The following is a 16,803-nucleotide window of genomic DNA, read 5'->3' as shown; positions in this document are numbered from 1 at the left end:
TTCAACAACTCTCGTTCCTTGCACTTCTTCTTGGGTGCATGGCCAGTGATTGGCATCTGGTTCACCGCTCTCGGCATCAGCACGATGGCGTTCAACCTGAACGGTTTCAACTTCAACCAGTCTGTACTGGATTCCCAAGGCCGAGTTATTGCAACTTGGGCTGACGTCATCAACCGTGCGAACTTGGGTATGGAAGTGATGCACGAGCGCAACGCTCACAACTTCCCGCTCGACTTAGCAACCACTGAGGCTCCCGAAATCATCGGCTAGTTCTCTCTGACTTTGCTTTGACCTGAGTGCTCTCCGTGCTTAAGCGCGGGGGGCCTTTTCTTTGTCTACGTGAGGGATTAAATGGTGAGGAATGTTAGGTCTCTGCAGGATAGTCAATGGGAAAGGTCACTGTGAAGGTTGATCCTTGACCGACTTCAGAGGAGACAAGAATCTTGCCCTGCATCAGCTCTACGAGCTGAGCCACGATGGCCAACCCTAGCCCTGTGCCTTGCTCATCTTTGGGGAGGGTCGCATTTCGTGTCCGAAAGTAGGGTTCGAAGATGTGTTTTTGATCGTCCGGGTGGATGCCGATACCACTGTCACGAATGACGATTGACCAGTGCTGAGGTTCTGAGGTGTTAGCGATGATTGTGATGTAGCCGCTATCGGTGTAGCGGATAGCATTGCTGAGGAGATTCGTCAAAATTTGCTGTAGCCGCAGCGGGTCAGTTTGAATTTGCTGGGGAGCACGATCGCACTCCACGTTCAGCTCCAAGCCCTTTTTTCGAACCAAGGGTTCAATAATTTCAATGACTGACTGGATCGTCTGCTTAGGATCAGCAGAGGTGATATTCAGCCTAACCCGTCTGTCTCCTTGCTGAAGTTCCAGGGTATTGTTGATCAGCTGTAGCAGTAAGCGTCCGCTTCGTAAAACCCGCTCAATGCTTTCGGTGTGGATATCGGAAGTTTCAGAGCTTTGCTGTTTTTGTCGCTTTAGAAAGAAATCAGCATAACCAATAATCGAAGTGAGGGGGGTCTTTAGCTCGTGAGTCAATTGCGCAATGTCGTTTTGGCTTGCTCTGACCAAGCGAGTCAGTTCTTGATTGGTCAGCTGAAGTTGGGTTTTTAGGCTTTTAAATTCTTCGATACGGCTTTGGGTATAGCTATCGAAGCAGTGAGCGATCGCTTCATCAATTACCGTATCAATCAGCCGGGTTGCTCGCAGAATGTCTTTAGGAGGTGCATGGACTAAATCAGTTTCCAGTTCAGAAAAAATGACTGATCGTAATAAGCGATATTCTCGGGCAATTTCCGTTGGCTCAAAGCCCTGTTCAGCGCGAATAATGCCATGCTTTAAGCTAGCTTGGTCAATCGTTTGGAATGTTTCTTGCTGATCGTCCGCCAGCATCGCAGCAAGGGACTCCAGCACCTCAGGTAAACTATTGCGCACTGCCTTAAACGTCAATTCTTGAGTTGCCTCAATCTGGTTATCCTTAAAGACTTCCTTGATCCATTTTTCGATAATCAGCTCGCGCTTTTGATTCAAAATAGTGCTGAAATCCATCTTTGTCCATGTAGAGTAGGCTGGTTCTTGTTGAAGGGAGCGATCGCATCTCACTAGTTCACTACGGTGGAAATAGGCTCACCATTCAAAACATTGGGAAAGCTTGTCCGCCTTAGTTTTGTAGAGCTTTGCTCTTCTCGCAGAGTATTTTAAACTTTGAATTCCGCGTAGCGGTACTAATACACTAAGACGGGAAGAGGCTCACCGTCTAAAACACTGGGAAAGCTTATCTGCCCTAGTTTTTTGAATTCTGTAGAGCTTTGCTCTTCTCGTTCGCCTTTGGCATTCTCGAAGAGTAGAGTATTTTGCATTTTGAATTCCGCGTCGCGGTACTAGAGTCCGAAAATTTTGAGCTGCGATCGCCTCAAAAAGTACCGTTTAAGAGGGCTGCCACGAGAAATTGCTGGCTGCAGTTGCGATCGCCTCGATATCGTCAGGGTCTTCCATATACGGCATATGGCCCAGAACCGGGAGCTGAGTCAGCCGTTCAATCAAATCAACAGGTGCCCAGTTTTGCTGTTGCTCAGGCGTCAGAGGTGATGTGCAATTGAGAATAATGCCTCGGATAGTGAGCTGATGCTGTCTGGCAAGCGCTGCGTTGGCAACTGATTGAGCGATCGCCCCTAGCTTTATGGGTACTACGATAACAATGGGCAGTCGCCATGCTGCTGCCACGTCAGCCACGGTCCATTCATCGGTCACTGGTGAGCCAAGACCGCCCAACGCTTCAATGAATACGAACTGCCGCTCTTCTAAAAGCTGACTAAGGGCATTCCAGACAATGGTGAGATCGACCGTCTTGCCTTCTTGAGCGGCTGCCAAAGGCGGGGCTAGGGGAGCTGTGAAACGTTGAGGGGCGATCGCTTCAGGGGCCTGATTGAGGTCAAATAGCCGAGTGTACTGCTCGAAATCCCCTACTCCCGACTGCACGAGTTTCATCAACCCCAAAGCCTGTTTAGCATAATGACGCTGCCAATAAGCAACCAGCGCTGTTGTTATCACAGTCTTGCCAATCTCTGTATCGCTACCCGTAATGAACAGAGCATTTTTGACACAGTGGACCATGCTTACTGAACTCCAAATCTCAACGTGAATTCAGAATCTTCAGAAGCGATCACATCAATGGCATAGTCTCCGCCAACAGGGACGGCTTCTTCCCAAAGCTGAACGGACGACGCTAGCGGATCGTCAGTGGGGAGCAAAACGCTGAAAGTGGTGGGTCCAGTTGAGTTTGAGATTTCTACCGAGAGAACCTGCCCTGCTTGCAGATTGACGACGTACCGACGTACCCGTCCGGGGCCAGCACTGTTGGCAACCAGAATGCTGTCTTGCCCCTCTGGGAAGCGAACTCTCTGTTCAGAAACAATCGAGGGTTCTATAGGTTCATCCGGAGTTTCATCCGGCTGTTCCGGTTCGGTTGGGGTTTCCGGTTCGTCTTCGTCTGGGATTGCGGATTCATCCGGTTCATCTGAGGCTTCATCTGGGGCAAGAGCCACTTCCAGGGAATAATTGCTCTGCTCAACACCTTCTACAGGACTGAGTTGAAGCGTGTATTGCCCAGTGAATTCTAGGGGTCCAGTCCACCCTAAAACTCGTCTGGAGCGAGCATCAGGCGGATTGCCATTGGGGGCTAAAACAGTCATCAAAACGCCTTCACCCTCTAGCTGAGCCGTGAGCGTTTCGCCTTCGCGACCCTCCAATACATAATTGACCGTCTCGTTGTCCTGCAAGGTGCCTTCAACTGTGGTCGATTCTCCAGCCCGAATGCCCAGTGTCTGATTGTATTCAACGGGTTCCGGCTCGACAGGTTCAGGCGTTGTTTCCGGTTCAGGCGAGGGTGTGATGACCGGTCGTTCTGGCTCAATCTCAATCGTGGGTGTCTCAGCTGCTGGATCGCGAGCCGGACCACGATTCAGGGCATTCACAATGCCCCATCCGCCTAGTCCAGCAACTAGGGCTAGTATCAGTGCCAATGCGCCTATAGCAAACGGATTTTCCCAAACGGAGCTGTCATTGTCGTCTAATACGGAGGGAGTCGGCAAGCGGGACGTTCTGGGAGCCTCGGGTCCGACCATTGTGGTCGACTGAGGGGGGCGCCCAACGGCAACTGTGCGCATTTGCGAGGACGGTGGCGCAGGTTGTGGAGAGGGCTGCTGAGGATAGGCAATGGGGGGCATCACGGGAGAAGCAAGGTTGCCTGCTGCGCCTAACGCCTGTGCCATTTCGCTGACAGACTGATAGCGATCGCCGGGTCGATAGTTAGTGGCTTTACTTAATACCTGTGCCAAACCGGGGCTAATGCTGGTGTACTGTTGCCAAGACCACGTTAGGTTCACATCATCAAAAATGTCCTGGGGTTCTCGGCCTGTTAGCAGCACGATCGCGGTCACCGCCAAGGAATATAGATCACTACTGGGATAGGCCCGTCCTGACTGCATTTGTTCGCTAGGAGCGTACCCTGGTTTGCCGACGGTTGTCGCGTGATAGGTGGTCTCTGCCATCTGCACGCGCGTGACAACTTCTTTGACAACGCCGAAATCAATCAGAACAGGCAGGCGATCGCGATTTCGTAGCAGAATGTTGTCGGGACTGATGTCTCGGTGGATAATGCCTTTCGCATGGATGTGAGCTAGCACAGGCAGTATCTGCCGCAAAAACTGGCGAACTTCGGCTTCGGAAAACGTCGTGTTTTGCGATCGACGCTGATTCAGTAAATCTCGATAGGACGGTCCTTCAACATAATCCTGCACCAGAAAAAGCCGACGTTCAATCTCGAAGGTGGCCCTGAACTTCGGAATTTGAGGATGCTGAATTTGATAGAGAATGGCGGCTTCTCGTTGAAACAACTCCGTCGCTTTGCTTGAAAAAACGTCTTCCCCATGGGGCGGCGAAAACTCCTTCACCGCGCAGTGCTCTTGATATCGGCCCTGGTCTTCTGCCAGGTAAGTCCGCCCAAAGCCGCCTTGTCCAAGGGACTTAAGAATTCGGTAGCGAGACTGAAGTACTGTGCCGGGAGGAAGCGGAGGATACATAGCCAATTCTTCTGGATATAACCACGGGCAAGCATAACTCAATAACCATAGCCTGCCGCCTCGATTTTAATGATTGTAGAGTGTCCGGACGGAAGATTGGGAGAGGGGGGATAAAGGAATAGGGCTATCGAAAGCTGAAAGTAGGGAATCAGCAATAGAGGTTAATGACTTTATGTAACCTTGCGTAATTTCTCTAGGGGAGACTGGTTTTCCGTAATGAGTGAGCTGGGTTAAGCCCTTAGAATATAAGTGTTTCGATTCGATTTGTATTGGGGTGAGTGTGGTGGCATTTGCGGGGGTTGGCCGTGGTTCGAAAACTGCTATCTGAGCGCCCAATTCTAGTGGGTGGGTTGGGGTTAGCAGCAAGTCTAGGTCTGGTTGGCGGTCTGGAAAGCATCGCCACCGATGGTACGACCCTAGCGAGTTTGATTGCTGCTGGAGTCGGTGTTTGGTGGTGGCGGCGTCAAAGTCCAGTCACTAAGCTGCCAGATCTGAAGCCGGCCATGCCCGTTGAGCGAGAAACGGTGGAGACAGCGATCGCTGCACTTCAGCCTGATTTAGACGTTCTTCAGCAGGAGCTAGAAGCGCTGGGTTCTGATTCTGCAGAAGAAATAATTACCGCTCTTGACAGTCAGCGGCAAGCTTTGCAACAGGACTTGTCTCGCGCTCAGTTGAAAATTGCGATCGCGGGATATCCTCGCTCGGGTAAGTCATCCTTAGCCCATCACCTGAAGCCTTCCACCACTTCGGAGAACGATTCACACAGTACGCTAACGGAAATCGCCCTCACGGCTGAGACGGCTCATCCTGAGCTGATGCAGGAATTGTTGCTCAATCAAGATGCCGTCATTTATTTAATTACAGAAGACCTAACGGAATCTGCCTTGGCTGATCTGCGACTGCTAACAGCGGCAGGGCAGCGGGTGATAGTAGCGCTTAATAAACAGGACAACTTTCTGCCGGAAGACCGGGAAGCTATTTTCGAACAGATTCAGTCGAGGCTGCGATCGCTGCCCCAAGCTGTGACAGGCGTGGTGATCGCTACGGCTCCTAAACCGATTAAGGTGCGAACCTATGACGCTGACGGTCAGATGTCCGAGCGGATTGAAGCGGGGACAGTTGAGGTTGCGCCTATTGTTTCAACGGTTGATCGTTGGCTGGAAACCGAGGTGCCTCATTTAGTGGCTCAAACGGTGATGCGGCAGGTGCAGCAACTGCGGCAGGATATTCAGGCCAATTTGAACCAGGCGCGTCATCAGAAGGCACTGCCAGTTGTGGAGCAGTTGCAGTGGACGGCAGCGGCAACGGCGTTTGCAAGTCCAGTTCCCTCGCTAGATTTATTGGCTGCGATCGCTATCAATGGACAGCTCGTGATGGATTTGGGTCGGGTTTATCAACAACCCTTAGCGTTGGACCAGGCCAAGACAATCGCGTCGGAGTTGGCGGCGATCGTGGTCAAACTTGGGATTGTCGAAGTGTCTAGCCAATTGCTGACGACTGCTCTGAAGAGCCACACAGCAACCTTTGTGGTGGGGGGAAGCGTACAGGCATTCAGTGCTGCCTATCTAACGCGACTCTGTGGCGAAAGCCTGATGGCCTATTTTGAAGAGCGGGCTTTATCGGGTCAGGCCGAGATGGCTTTATCAGCCGATGCCATTAGTCAAAAACTTCAGGCACTCTTGCCTCGCACTCAGCGTATGGAGTTTTTGCAAACGCTGGTTGTGCAGGGTATTCAAAAACTGACGCCGACCTCATCACCGGTCTTATCGTCCAGTGAAGCACCAGCGGTTAAACTGCCTCAGGATCCCCCGAAGACGATTACGATTCAATCTGAGACTGTTCAATCTGAGACGGTGCCTTCTGGAGAACCCCTTTGAGATTTGCCGATAGTCCTTTGCTGTTTTGAGATTTCCCTACCGTGCCAACCCCCGCAAAAATTCGGTTTCAGCGTGTGCGTCAAGTCTTGCAGCAGACTGTGCATCGCTATACGCCCACGCTCCAGAAGCCTTTGCAGAATGAGAATAAACACGGTCAGAAGGTTGCAGTTCAGGACGGTGTCAATGCGTTAAGTGCCCTTGATGCTCGTTTGGCCAAACCGGTTTTAAGAATGGCTGTCTTTGGCCTGGTGAGTCGGGGCAAGTCGGCGGTTATCAATGCGCTGTTGGGGGAAAATGTGCTGCCGACGGGACCGCTTCATGGTGTTACTCGCTGGCCGCGATCAGTGTACTGGCAACCCTCTATTGATGCCGTACATGACCTCGACGAACTGCCCCAAATTGAGCTAATTGATACTCCTGGTCTGGACGAAGTGGATGGTGAAGTTCGGAGTTCAATGGCGCAGGAGGTGGCTCACCAAGCCGACTTGATCCTGTTTGTCGTGGCCGGAGACATCACTCGAACGGAGTACGATGCGCTCACCACATTGCAGGAGGCCCGGAAACCCTTGCTGCTGGTGTTCAACAAAATTGACCTCTATCCCGACACCGATCAGCAGGCAATTTACGATGTGCTAACCCAGCTGTGGCGTGCTTCTGGTAGCCGTCAACCCAATGCTGCTTTGGCTGTGGACGATATTGTGATGATCGCGGCGGATCCGATGCCCATGCAGGTGCGGGTGGAATGGCCTGATGGCCGGATTACCCATGAATGGGAGAAGCTGCCGCCGCAAATTGATGATTTGAAACACGCTTTATTGACTATTGCCCGCCAGGATGGAACGGCTCTCATTGCTTTGAATGCGCTGCGAGAAGCGGATACGCTGGAGACCGACATTGCTCGAAGAGCGATCGCGCTCCATCGCGAAGAGGCCGAAGAGCTGATCTGGAAATTCGCTAAATACAAGGCTCTCGCTGTCGCGCTGAATCCCATTGCGGTGCTCGATTTAGCGGGGGGCTTCTTGACAGACCTGGTGATGATTCGTTCCCTAGCGAAGCTTTATGGCTTACCGATTACCCAGCATGAAGCCCGGAAACTGTGGCAGGCGATCGCTAAAAGTTCTGGTACCCTCCTCCTTAGTGAAGTGGGTACCGGTCTGCTTCTGGGCACCGGTAAAGGCGCTGCCGCAATTTGGAGCGCCTTCGATAGTGCGGGAGGCTTTTCTGCTTTGATCAGCGTCATGGCGGCTCAGGCAGGTGCATCTGGTTATGGTACCTATGCTGTGGGTAAAGCCGCGCAAGTCTACTTAGAACAGGGCTGCACCTGGGGACCTAATGGCGTTAAAGCCGTCATGAAGGACATTTTGAAGCAAATCGACTCCGAATCTACTGTTTCCCGTCTCCGTCAGGAACTTGAGAGTCAACTCATGGCGAGCAGCTCTCGTTAAAAGGTTTCCTCAGTCGAAGCACTCTCAAGTACAATAGAACCACTTCTGTCCCATCGGAGGGCTGTCATGGTTGACCGGGTTGCCGTTCAAGAAGAAGTTGAAGTTACGGCTCCAGACGTGAGTCAGCTAGTCACTGAGGACGACACCCCAGTGGATAATTTTGCATCTGCTAAACAGCAACGCCTCTTAGTCAGTTCTCTTTACAGCGGATTGTCAGGCTCAATATTTCTTGGGGAGGCCAATGTTGGTATTTACCATTCGCCCAACCTGCCCCCAATCGTGCCGGATGTGTTTGTCAGTTTCGATGTTCAAGTGCCTGAGAACTGGTGGGATAAGCAGAATCGCTGCTATATGGTCTGGAACTTTGGCAAGGCACCGGAAATCGCGATTGAAATTGTTTCCAATAAAGCTGGTAACGAACTAACCGATAAACGTGCTATCTATGAACAAATTCGGGTTAGCTATTACGTCGTCTATGATCCCAGTTTGCAGCTGAGCGATCGCCCTTTGCGCCTGTTTGAACTACGCGGTAGGCAATACAGCGAACTGTCGGACGCTTGGCTAGAGCAGGTGAATCTAGGGCTTGTTATCTGGGAAGGCGACTTTGAGGGGCGCCAAACAACTTGGTTACGTTGGCGAGATGCCGAAGGCAACATTTTGCTAACAGGAGACGAACACGCTTCTCAAGCACAAGAACGAGCGGAGCGGGAGCAAGAACGAGCGGAGCGGGAGCAAGAACGGGCAGAGCGGGAGCAGGAACGAGCGGAGCAAGAACGAGCACGCGCTGATCGTTTGGCAGAATATCTGCGATCGCAAGGTATTGACCCCGACCAACTTCCTGAATAAGCTTCAAAAGTGTTTCTCAACAATCCTCTTGTGGCTTTCGGAATGGCTTTTGCATGGGTTATAAAAACAAGCGCTCTATGTCACAGGCAAAATTGGGTAGCAACGGCGAAGTCAATGTATCGCCGGGGAACAGAGTACTCACAAGTTGAAGCAGTCCTGCCTGACGTCGATAAACTTCAAGCTGCTGCAAACGCCAATCCAGAATCCAATATTCCTGGACGCCTCGATTGGCATAGAGCTTTGGTTTAGTTGTGCGATCGCGCTGCTCATTGTCGTTTCCCGGAGACAGGACTTCCACCACCAGTTCTGGGGCAGCTGTCAAATGTCCAGCGTCATCCAAAGAGGCTATAAGACGCTTTTTGCTAATCCACACGACATCAGGAATGACATTATCTGCGTCACTAAAAATGATGCCAGGAGTCGCGACCGCCTCACCCAAATCTGTTGTGATTGACCAGTTTCTTAGTTCTGCATAGGTATTGCCACAGGCTTTTTGATGACCCCAGTGCGGCGCTCTGGTCACGAGCAGGTCTCCGTCAATAATTTCATAGCGATTACTGCTCTCAGGGAGCAGAGCGAGGTCAGCTGTTGTCCATCGCACACGTAGATCAGCACGTTGGGTCATGATGTATTTCGATTGACAATTTTGGATTGAAACTGCGAGTTGCAGTGTCCCTATTAGTAGAGCTAACAATCAAAGCGGTATAGTCTTTACCGAATTGTGCTCCTATTGTATCGGGGTCGGCAACCGTTGAGTTTTTCTGAAGCCATATAGGACGATGCTAAAGGCTTTCTGATCCACAAATCTAAAATTGCTTAGGTTAGTGTATCCAGTAGCATCCGGGTGCTGAGCGCATAGCCAGATAGCTCGCCGTCTTGTCCTAACGGAATTTGTGACGGCTATACAATAGGCTAAATAGACTGCGCGATCGCGCTCCACCTTCTAAGAATTGAGAACCACCTGTGGCTGACCAAATTCCCCTACTGATGCTCGTTGATGGGCACTCTCTGGCCTTCCGTTCCTACTATGCTCATACCAAAGGAGCTGAAGGTGGTCTGCGAACCTCGACGGGGATTCCCACCAGCGTTTGCTACGGCTTTTTGAAATCACTGCTAGATACCATGGAGGCCGAGAAGCCGCAGTATGCCGCCGTTGCCTTTGATCTTGATCAGCCGACCTTTCGCCATGAGGAAGCAGATGATTACAAAGCGGGTCGTCCCGAGGCCCCTGAAGATTTTCGAGAAGACGTAGAGAATTTGAAAGACCTACTCTGCGCCATGGGGCTTTGCGTGGTGACGGCGCCAGGATACGAGGCTGATGACGTCATCGGCACGCTGGCAACTTTGGGTAAGGCGGAGGGCTATCGGGTCAAAATCCTGAGTGGTGACCAAGATCTCTTTCAGCTGATTGATGAAGATAAGGAGTTGGTGTCAGTCCTTTATCTCAGCAGTATTTTTGCTAAAGGACCAGGTAAGTCTGGAGCACGAGAATTTCAGGCAGAGCAGGTCAAAGACAAGCTCGATATTTTGCCGTCCCAAGTCGTGGATTACAAAGCATTGTGTGGCGACACCTCGGACAACATCCCTGGTGTGAAAGGCATTGGTGCCAAAACGGCAGCGAAATTATTGAACCAGTATGGCAACTTGGATGCTATTTACGCCGACTTGGCCAACATTAAGGGAGCCACTCAGAAAAAGCTGACGGAAGGCAAAGAGAACGCCTATCATTCTCGTTTCATGGCTCAAATTGTTACCGATGTGGAATTAGAGGCTCATCTGGGAACTTGTCAGCTTAAAGGCTTTGATGATGAGGCTGTGACTGAGAAGCTGAAGCGATTGGAGTTTCAGCAGTTCATTAACCGCTTGCCCTACATCAAAGGATCATTGGGGGGAGAAGCACCCGTTGCGAAAGAGGCCAAAGCGTCCAAAGAGGCGTTTTTCGAAGATCCAGACCTGGCCTTTTTCTCAGCCGAGGAAACGGATCAGGCGCAGCGGATGAAGCCTGTCGAAATTGTTCCTCGGATCATCACCCAAGAAGCTGATTTGTACGAACTGTTGGATCTGCTGGGGGAAAAGACCGACCCGGCCAATCCTGTTGCCTGGGATACCGAGACGACCTCTCTCACGCCTCGGGATGCAGAATTGGTTGGCATTGGCTGCTGTTGGGGAGAGGGACTGTCTGATCTGGCTTATATTCCTATGGGGCACAAGGCAGGGGATCAGCTGGGGACTCAGATGGTGCTAGATGCCCTGCGGCCAATTTTGGAGAGCGCTGACTATCCTAAGGTGCTGCAAAATGCTAAATACGATCGCCTCGTGTTGCGATCTCAGGGCATCACCCTCGCTGGCGTCGTTTTTGACACGATGTTGGCAAGCTATGTCCTCAATCCTGAAACTAACCATAATCTTAGCGACTTGGCGTTGCGCTACCTCAATGTCACTGCCCAGAGCTACACCGACTTGGTGCCTAAGGGTAAGAGTATTGCTGACCTGCCGATTGCTGATGTGGCAGACTACTGCGGTGGTGATGTCCATACCACTTATCGCCTCACACCTCTTCTGAAATCAGAATTGGCCGACTATCCCGATCTAGAAAGGCTTTTCACGGATGTTGAGCTGCCTCTGGAACCGGTGCTTGCCGAAATGGAGTATGAAGGGGTCCGCATTGACTCTGACTACCTTGCCAACTTTTCGCGGCAACTGGAAACTGACCTTAAAAAAATTGAGGAGCAGGCCTATGAGTTGGCAGGTGAAACCTTTAATCTCGGATCACCCAAGCAGTTAAGCACGCTGCTGTTTGAAAAGCTGGGCTTGGACAAACGAAAATCGCGTAAGAACAAGTCCGGGGGCTATTCTACCGATGCGGCTACGCTGGAGAAGCTACAAGGCGATCATCCGGTAGTGGACCTCATTGTCGAAAACCGCACTCTGTCCAAACTCAAGTCCACTTACGTGGATGCCCTACCAGAATTGGTGCGGCAGGACAGCCATCGGGTTCACACGGATTTCAACCAGGCCATCACTGCGACGGGGCGTCTTTCTTCATCCAACCCCAATTTGCAAAATATTCCTATTCGCACCGCATTCAGCCGCCAGATTCGCGCTGCCTTTGTGCCGGAATTGGGTTGGAAGCTGGTTTCTGCCGACTATTCTCAGATTGAGCTAAGAATTTTAGCGCACTTAAGTGGGGAACCTGTTCTCGTTGAGGCCTACAATAACCGCGAAGACGTTCATGCCCTGACGGCTCGCCTGCTCTTTGAAAAGGATGAGATTTCATCGGAAGAACGGCAGTTAGGTAAGGTTATCAACTTCGGCGTCATTTATGGGATGGGTGCGACTCGATTTGCGCGGGAGGCCAACGTCAGCCGTAGTGAGGCCAAGACTTTTATTGATCGCTACTACGATCGCTACCCTAATGTCTTTGAATACCTGCAACAAATGCAGCGAGAGGCGATCGCCCACGGCTATGTAAAGACCTTGATGGGCCGCCGCCGTTATTTCAACTTTACCAGCAGTCAGCTACGGGGACTTCAGGATAGCGACCCCGAAGCGATCGAACTCGATAAGCTGAAGCGCATTAATGGCTACGATGCGGGACTGCTTCGGGCGGCAGCCAACGCCCCCATTCAAGGCTCCAGCGCCGATATTATTAAGGTCGCCATGATTCACCTGCATGAACTGCTGCAGGACTATCAGACTCGATTACTGTTGCAGGTCCACGATGAACTTGTCTTTGAAGTGCCGCCGGACGAATGGGACGAGTTAAACACAAAAATTACTGACACGATGGAGTCAGCTGTTCAGCTGAAAGTGCCCTTAGTGGTCGAAGCCAGTGCAGGCCCCAACTGGATGGAAGCGAAATAAACAAAAAACCCCTCACCATGCGGCAAGGGGAACGGAGATTGCTGTTTTACCTGAAATCTAAGAGGAAAGGATGCCGAACTTTATCGGTTGTAGTGAATACCGCGATAGGTTAGTTCTATCGCTGACTGCTGCCGTTGGCTTATGTTGAACTGCTTGCGGGCATAGCGCTGACCCAGAAAGGTCGCGGTTTCGCTGGTTTCAGTCGCTTCAACAGTGGGCAAAGAAGCTTCATAAGGTTGGCCGAGAAAAGAGAGTTGCATGATGGGACTCCTGTGTAAGTGATTAGGTGTCGGGTGCGATGATCTCAAGTGACTTGATTGGACTTTCTAAGCCGCCAAGAAAACGTGAGCCATCGAATTCAACTGATGATTGGAGAATAGAAAGCAAACGGGAAGAACCGGAGAAAACAAAGCGTGAGCGCGCTCACACTTTGCGGTTTTGCAGTAATTCAACAACATTTACAGTGATAACCGCATAGGGTAGGACGATCTGAAAGCAAGATCAGCACACTTTACAGGGAGTTTACTGAAGTTGAGGAGTTTTCTAGTGTTCGATAAATCTAGTAGCTTTTCGCTTTCCTTTCTCGGATATCTCAGGCATCTTAGTAATGTCCACATAGGACGCTTTCACTTGTTCGGTTATGCCTTACTCCCTATGAAAAACCGCCCCCCGTACCTTAGGTACGGGGGGCTTATTCGTTTTTGTGTACGAGGATGTATAGCCGTTGCCAATTCCGTTGAGTCTTCTCAAGCTTTGGGCTTGTCTGTCGGTTCAACTCCTTTACTCTTCTACACCCGGTTTGTGAAACCTTTGATATGTCATCCGTAGAGCAATTTGTGTGGAACGATAGCCCTGGAGGAGAAAGTAACGGGTTGACCCGAACTGGCGCTACGTTACGATGAGGTTGCGTTTTCTGCAGGCTCGGCTCGCCAGTCTGGACAGGATAAGTTTGTGTGCCAGCCGTAAGGATGAATTCCGCAAACTAGCGTGACGCGCTGCTCTCGCTGTAAGCCATAGGCGTGGCCATGATAGTTCGCGCAGCCGATGCACGCTGCTGGGCGCGAGCTAGACAAGGCTGTAAATCCAATTTGCGATCGCAAAATCTGTTGTTTGCGTTGACCTCGATGCCAACGTTGGTAAGCCTTTTGACGGCAGCGATCGTTTGCCCGAAAAAAAATATCTCCAAGACCAGTCATTTCTATTCACCTGCTAGCCACCCATTCTTAGGCTAGCCCTAAGTCGATTGCATCCGCTCGTTCATTAAGCCGTTACTCAAGAAAATGCGATTATAGTCGTCGCCAATTCGGTTAGAACAAGACGGCGAGCCATCTGGCTATGGGCCAAGCACCCGGATGCTTTTGGTGCATAAGACTGGGTGACTAAAGCTTTAATGTTACGAATCACGGCTCTTGTGTCCTTTGATCTGTCGACCTCCTCCTTTCACCAGTTTTCCCGATCGCTTCCCCATTGCTGCACGGCTTTTTCTCTTTTGCTGCTTAGGGTAATGCTCATGGACGTCAGGCGTATTTGCTTCTGGCGTTATCCAATGACCTCTGACAGATAAAAGGAGACTCTTATGAAAGGTTTGGTAATTTCATTACTCACTACAGCGACCTTAATGGTAAGTACAACCCTGCCCTCCCAAGCAGCTGAAGACGGCAAGATTGACTTTGACCGTCTCCGCCGCGAAAACTTGGACAAGGATGCTGTGAACCGTGACCAGCTTCGCAACGAGAATCTAGAGAAGGAAGACGGCAAGATTGACTTTGACCGTCTCCGCCGCGAAAACTTGGACAAGGATGCCGTAAACCGTGACCAGCTTCGCAACGAGAATCTGGAGAAGGAAGATGGCAAGATTGACTTTGACCGTCTCCGCCGCGAAAACCTGGACAAAGATGCTATCGAAACGGCGGAACAGTTTTAGTAGCTCGTAGATGAATATCCAGACGGTCGACTCCCCAAGTCTAAGCCAGCCTATGGGTAGACCCCCTTTCAAGGGGCAATGGGGAATCTGCCGCCTGGAATCAGACCATACACCCCCTAGTCCACTACGGCAGAAATGGCTCGTCATTCAAAACATTGGGAAAGCCTATCTGCCTTAGTTTTGTAGAGCTTTGCTCTTCTCGCAGAGTATTCTGAATTTTGAATTTTGAATTCTGCGTAGCGGTGTTAGTGGTCTGCCAGGCTTGGTTTTGTAAGTTGGATGATAAAAACTATATTTCTAGCTTCGACAAAGCGTTAGCAGCATTCAGAGCGGTAAGCGTTAAGAGACATCATGTCTCTTAAATTACTTGTTCTTATCAGATTTAACGAACTGTTCTACGATCGCTTCTGCATCTTTTGTGGAGATCTGAAAGCTGATGGTAGACTCATTCTCTTCTTTCGAGGAGGAAGAGTTCTGCTGGGTACTGCTCTTTGAATCGGATGAGGAGCCTGCGATCATCAGAAGAACCAGCATGAATAGCGGGGCAATCAGGAAATCCATAGTTAAACCTGAGGTAGAGCTTTGCAATGAGGCTAGCTTGATTAAAGCCAACGGCACTCTTTACCTGCCATAGGGAAAAAATCAGGAAATTTCAGGTATTTCTCTGATGGCGATTGAATTTTGAGGCAGTCCTATCGATAAAATCCCAATAGCAATTCATCTGTTGCTGTTGCGCTAGGCCGGATCACAGCGAATTTCTAATAAAAATCCGTCAGGGTCATAGAAGTAGATTCCTCGGCCTGTCGGACGACTGACAGGACCGTGATCAATCTGGATGCCTGATTGCTTAAGTGTGGTAACAGCCTGATCGAAGAGATCTGCAGCAATATCAAAGGCAAAATGATTGGCGCGAGTAAATTGCTGGGTCGGGTCATCGCTGGGGGGATATAAGTCCGGTTCTCCAAACAGATCTAGAATCGTGCCGTCAGGGGTCCGAAAATTTGCAACTTTGCCGTCAGCGACTAATTGTTTGAGTGTTTCAGGAACCTCTTCACCACGCAGTTCATGCAGTCCAAGAACGTTGCCATAGAAATGGCGAGACGCTGCCATATCTTTTACGTTCAAGGCAATGTGATGAATTCCCCGCAGGACGCCACTAGGAATAGTGATGCATTGATGGAGCGGTGTTTTTGTCATGGCGGTTTGGCCGTATTTTGTCTAACAGCTTACGACATTTGCCAAAGGAACATAAAAGGGCAGGGAAGATGGTTTGGGGCTATCGCTCAAATCATTCTACTGTCTGCGAAGAGCTTGTTCTTCAGCCAAATATCTTCGCGAGCATGAAGATAGTGGGGTTCTGGTTTAAGGGCGATCGCCTGCTCATAGGCTGCCAGCGCATTGCCATAGGCACCCATTTCAGCAAGGAGTTTGCCACGGTTGAAATGAGCTTGATGATAGTGAGGATTAAGTGCGATGGCTTTGTCGTAGGCAGAAAGTGCTTCGGCAGAGCGGCCTAAACCACACAAAGCATTTCCTTTATTGTTCCAGGCCGTGCAGTAATCAGGAGCTAGGTTCAGAGCTTGTTCGAAGGCAGAGAGTGCGGCGTTAAACTGGCTTTGCTCACAGAGCGCACAGCCTTTGCCGTTAAAGGATTCAGCAGTTTGAGGAAAATCTGTTACGGGCATTCGCAAAATCTCAGTTATCAGAGGTGATATTTTAATTGTGAGCGATTGTTGGTCAATTGCCAGGAATGGAAATCCGTCATAGACAGTAGGGATGGCACAAAAAAGAGGGGGCGATCGCCCCCTCCCAAATCATTGAATTGACTGTTCGATTACTCTAGTAGCGATAAGTGTTAGCACCGGGTTTGTGAACGATGAAGCTCAGAATCTGACACTGCTTAACGTTGTCAAAACCAACAACTCGAATAAAGCAGTTGGGATATTCAGAGCGACAAGCTTGGATTTCGCTCAGCACTTCCTGAGTGGAGTTCGCATTAAACAGAGGCAACTTCCACATAGTCCAGTAATAAGCTTCAGGATTAGAGTCCTCGTTGAACTCAATCGCAGGAATGAAGCCCATTTTCAAGATGTATGCGATCTGCTTTTCAATCTGCGCGTCCGTGAGAGGGGGCAGATAAGACATCGTTTCATAACGACGCTCTTTAGGTAAAGTCTTCATGATTTCCTCAACAGAATTTCTAGTGATTATTAGAGAACTTTGAGCTGGAAGGTCACAATTAAGTCAGTGCGGTTTGACA

15 protein-coding genes and 1 pseudogene are annotated in these 16,803 nt (G+C 50.4%); 6 read left to right on the top strand and 10 right to left on the bottom strand.

What is annotated here, in order from left to right; all coding sequences use genetic code 11:
* A pseudogene (locus PN498_RS21355) lies at positions 1-270 on the top strand (photosystem II q(b) protein); the annotation flags it as partial.
* A 94-nt stretch (positions 271-364) separates the two neighbouring features.
* Here the strand turns inward: PN498_RS21355 and PN498_RS21350 are convergent.
* The 4 genes from PN498_RS21350 to PN498_RS21335 form a co-directional block, all read right to left on the bottom strand.
* Positions 365-1,555: a sensor histidine kinase gene (locus PN498_RS21350; protein WP_272065434.1), complete on the bottom strand. Its 1,191-nt coding sequence runs from the start codon at positions 1,553-1,555 to the stop codon at positions 365-367.
* A 176-nt stretch (positions 1,556-1,731) separates the two neighbouring features.
* The gene (locus tag PN498_RS21345) at positions 1,732-1,866 is read right to left on the bottom strand and encodes a hypothetical protein (protein ID WP_272065433.1); all 135 of its coding nucleotides are present in this window, start codon (positions 1,864-1,866) and stop codon (positions 1,732-1,734) included.
* A 67-nt stretch (positions 1,867-1,933) separates the two neighbouring features.
* On the bottom strand, positions 1,934-2,620 hold the full coding sequence (gene bioD / locus PN498_RS21340; RefSeq protein ID WP_272065432.1) for a dethiobiotin synthase: 687 nt from the start codon (positions 2,618-2,620) through the stop codon (positions 1,934-1,936).
* A 2-nt stretch (positions 2,621-2,622) separates the two neighbouring features.
* Complete coding sequence (locus PN498_RS21335; RefSeq protein WP_272065431.1) at positions 2,623-4,587, bottom strand: serine/threonine-protein kinase; 1,965 nt, start codon at positions 4,585-4,587, stop codon at positions 2,623-2,625.
* A gap of 305 nt (positions 4,588-4,892) precedes the next feature.
* Between PN498_RS21335 and PN498_RS21330 the strand changes: the two genes are divergently transcribed.
* The 3 genes from PN498_RS21330 to PN498_RS21320 all read left to right on the top strand — a co-directional run bounded on the left by PN498_RS21330 (position 4,893) and on the right by PN498_RS21320 (position 8,755).
* Positions 4,893-6,464, top strand: a complete 1,572-nt coding sequence (locus tag PN498_RS21330) for a DUF697 domain-containing protein (RefSeq protein ID WP_272065430.1) — start codon at positions 4,893-4,895, stop codon at positions 6,462-6,464.
* A gap of 41 nt (positions 6,465-6,505) precedes the next feature.
* Positions 6,506-7,909, top strand: coding sequence for a GTP-binding protein (locus PN498_RS21325; protein ID WP_272065429.1), 1,404 nt, complete (start codon positions 6,506-6,508; stop codon positions 7,907-7,909).
* Between the two features lie 66 nt (positions 7,910-7,975).
* Positions 7,976-8,755, top strand: a complete 780-nt coding sequence (locus PN498_RS21320) for a Uma2 family endonuclease (RefSeq protein ID WP_272065428.1) — start codon at positions 7,976-7,978, stop codon at positions 8,753-8,755.
* Positions 8,756-8,813: 58 nt separating this feature from the next.
* On the opposite strand, the gene PN498_RS21315 is transcribed toward PN498_RS21320, so the two are convergent.
* Positions 8,814-9,380, bottom strand: coding sequence for a Uma2 family endonuclease (locus PN498_RS21315; protein ID WP_272065427.1), 567 nt, complete (start codon positions 9,378-9,380; stop codon positions 8,814-8,816).
* Positions 9,381-9,742: 362 nt separating this feature from the next.
* On the opposite strand from PN498_RS21315, the gene polA reads away from it, so the two are divergent.
* Positions 9,743-12,619, top strand: coding sequence for a DNA polymerase I (gene polA, locus PN498_RS21310; RefSeq protein ID WP_272065437.1), 2,877 nt, complete (start codon positions 9,743-9,745; stop codon positions 12,617-12,619).
* An 80-nt stretch (positions 12,620-12,699) separates the two neighbouring features.
* Here the strand turns inward: polA and PN498_RS21305 are convergent, their stop codons facing one another.
* Both PN498_RS21305 and PN498_RS21300 read right to left on the bottom strand, forming a co-directional pair.
* Positions 12,700-12,879 (bottom strand): DUF4278 domain-containing protein, encoded by a 180-nt coding sequence (locus PN498_RS21305; RefSeq protein WP_272065426.1) that lies wholly within the window; start codon positions 12,877-12,879, stop codon positions 12,700-12,702.
* A 633-nt stretch (positions 12,880-13,512) separates the two neighbouring features.
* Positions 13,513-13,815 carry a hypothetical protein gene (locus PN498_RS21300; RefSeq protein WP_272065425.1) on the bottom strand — a complete coding sequence of 101 codons (303 nt, stop codon included), beginning with the start codon at positions 13,813-13,815 and terminating at the stop codon, positions 13,513-13,515.
* A gap of 380 nt (positions 13,816-14,195) precedes the next feature.
* On the opposite strand from PN498_RS21300, the gene PN498_RS21295 reads away from it, so the two are divergent.
* A complete protein-coding gene (locus PN498_RS21295; RefSeq protein WP_272065424.1) occupies positions 14,196-14,543 on the top strand; it encodes a hypothetical protein in 348 nt (115 codons plus the stop codon).
* A 735-nt stretch (positions 14,544-15,278) separates the two neighbouring features.
* Here the strand turns inward: PN498_RS21295 and PN498_RS21290 are convergent.
* From PN498_RS21290 to PN498_RS21280, 3 genes are all read right to left on the bottom strand, one after another.
* A complete protein-coding gene (locus PN498_RS21290; RefSeq protein ID WP_272065423.1) occupies positions 15,279-15,740 on the bottom strand; it encodes a VOC family protein in 462 nt (153 codons plus the stop codon).
* A gap of 86 nt (positions 15,741-15,826) precedes the next feature.
* A complete protein-coding gene (locus PN498_RS21285; protein ID WP_272065422.1) occupies positions 15,827-16,228 on the bottom strand; it encodes a tetratricopeptide repeat protein in 402 nt (133 codons plus the stop codon).
* A 154-nt stretch (positions 16,229-16,382) separates the two neighbouring features.
* Positions 16,383-16,724: a ribulose bisphosphate carboxylase small subunit gene (locus tag PN498_RS21280; RefSeq protein ID WP_272065421.1), complete on the bottom strand. Its 342-nt coding sequence runs from the start codon at positions 16,722-16,724 to the stop codon at positions 16,383-16,385.
* Between the last annotated feature and the right edge of the window lie 79 nt (positions 16,725-16,803).

The organism is Oscillatoria sp. CS-180 (assembly GCF_028330965.1).
Lineage (GTDB): Bacteria > Cyanobacteriota > Cyanobacteriia > Phormidesmidales > Phormidesmidaceae > Halomicronema.
This window is presented reverse-complemented; position numbering and strand designations above follow the sequence as displayed.

Coding starts and splice junctions, on each gene's coding strand:
- PN498_RS21350 (WP_272065434.1), bottom strand. CDS start 1,555: ATGGATTTCAGCACTATTTTGAATCAAAAGCGCGAGCTGATTATCGAA.
- PN498_RS21305 (WP_272065426.1), bottom strand. CDS start 12,879: ATGCAACTCTCTTTTCTCGGCCAACCTTATGAAGCTTCTTTGCCCACT.
- PN498_RS21300 (WP_272065425.1), bottom strand. CDS start 13,815: ATGACTGGTCTTGGAGATATTTTTTTTCGGGCAAACGATCGCTGCCGT.
- PN498_RS21345 (WP_272065433.1), bottom strand. CDS start 1,866: ATGCAAAATACTCTACTCTTCGAGAATGCCAAAGGCGAACGAGAAGAG.
- polA (WP_272065437.1), top strand. CDS start 9,743: ATGCTCGTTGATGGGCACTCTCTGGCCTTCCGTTCCTACTATGCTCAT.
- PN498_RS21315 (WP_272065427.1), bottom strand. CDS start 9,380: ATGACCCAACGTGCTGATCTACGTGTGCGATGGACAACAGCTGACCTC.
- PN498_RS21335 (WP_272065431.1), bottom strand. CDS start 4,587: ATGTATCCTCCGCTTCCTCCCGGCACAGTACTTCAGTCTCGCTACCGA.
- PN498_RS21295 (WP_272065424.1), top strand. CDS start 14,196: ATGAAAGGTTTGGTAATTTCATTACTCACTACAGCGACCTTAATGGTA.
- bioD (WP_272065432.1), bottom strand. CDS start 2,620: ATGGTCCACTGTGTCAAAAATGCTCTGTTCATTACGGGTAGCGATACA.
- PN498_RS21280 (WP_272065421.1), bottom strand. CDS start 16,724: ATGAAGACTTTACCTAAAGAGCGTCGTTATGAAACGATGTCTTATCTG.
- PN498_RS21290 (WP_272065423.1), bottom strand. CDS start 15,740: ATGACAAAAACACCGCTCCATCAATGCATCACTATTCCTAGTGGCGTC.
- PN498_RS21285 (WP_272065422.1), bottom strand. CDS start 16,228: ATGCCCGTAACAGATTTTCCTCAAACTGCTGAATCCTTTAACGGCAAA.
- PN498_RS21320 (WP_272065428.1), top strand. CDS start 7,976: ATGGTTGACCGGGTTGCCGTTCAAGAAGAAGTTGAAGTTACGGCTCCA.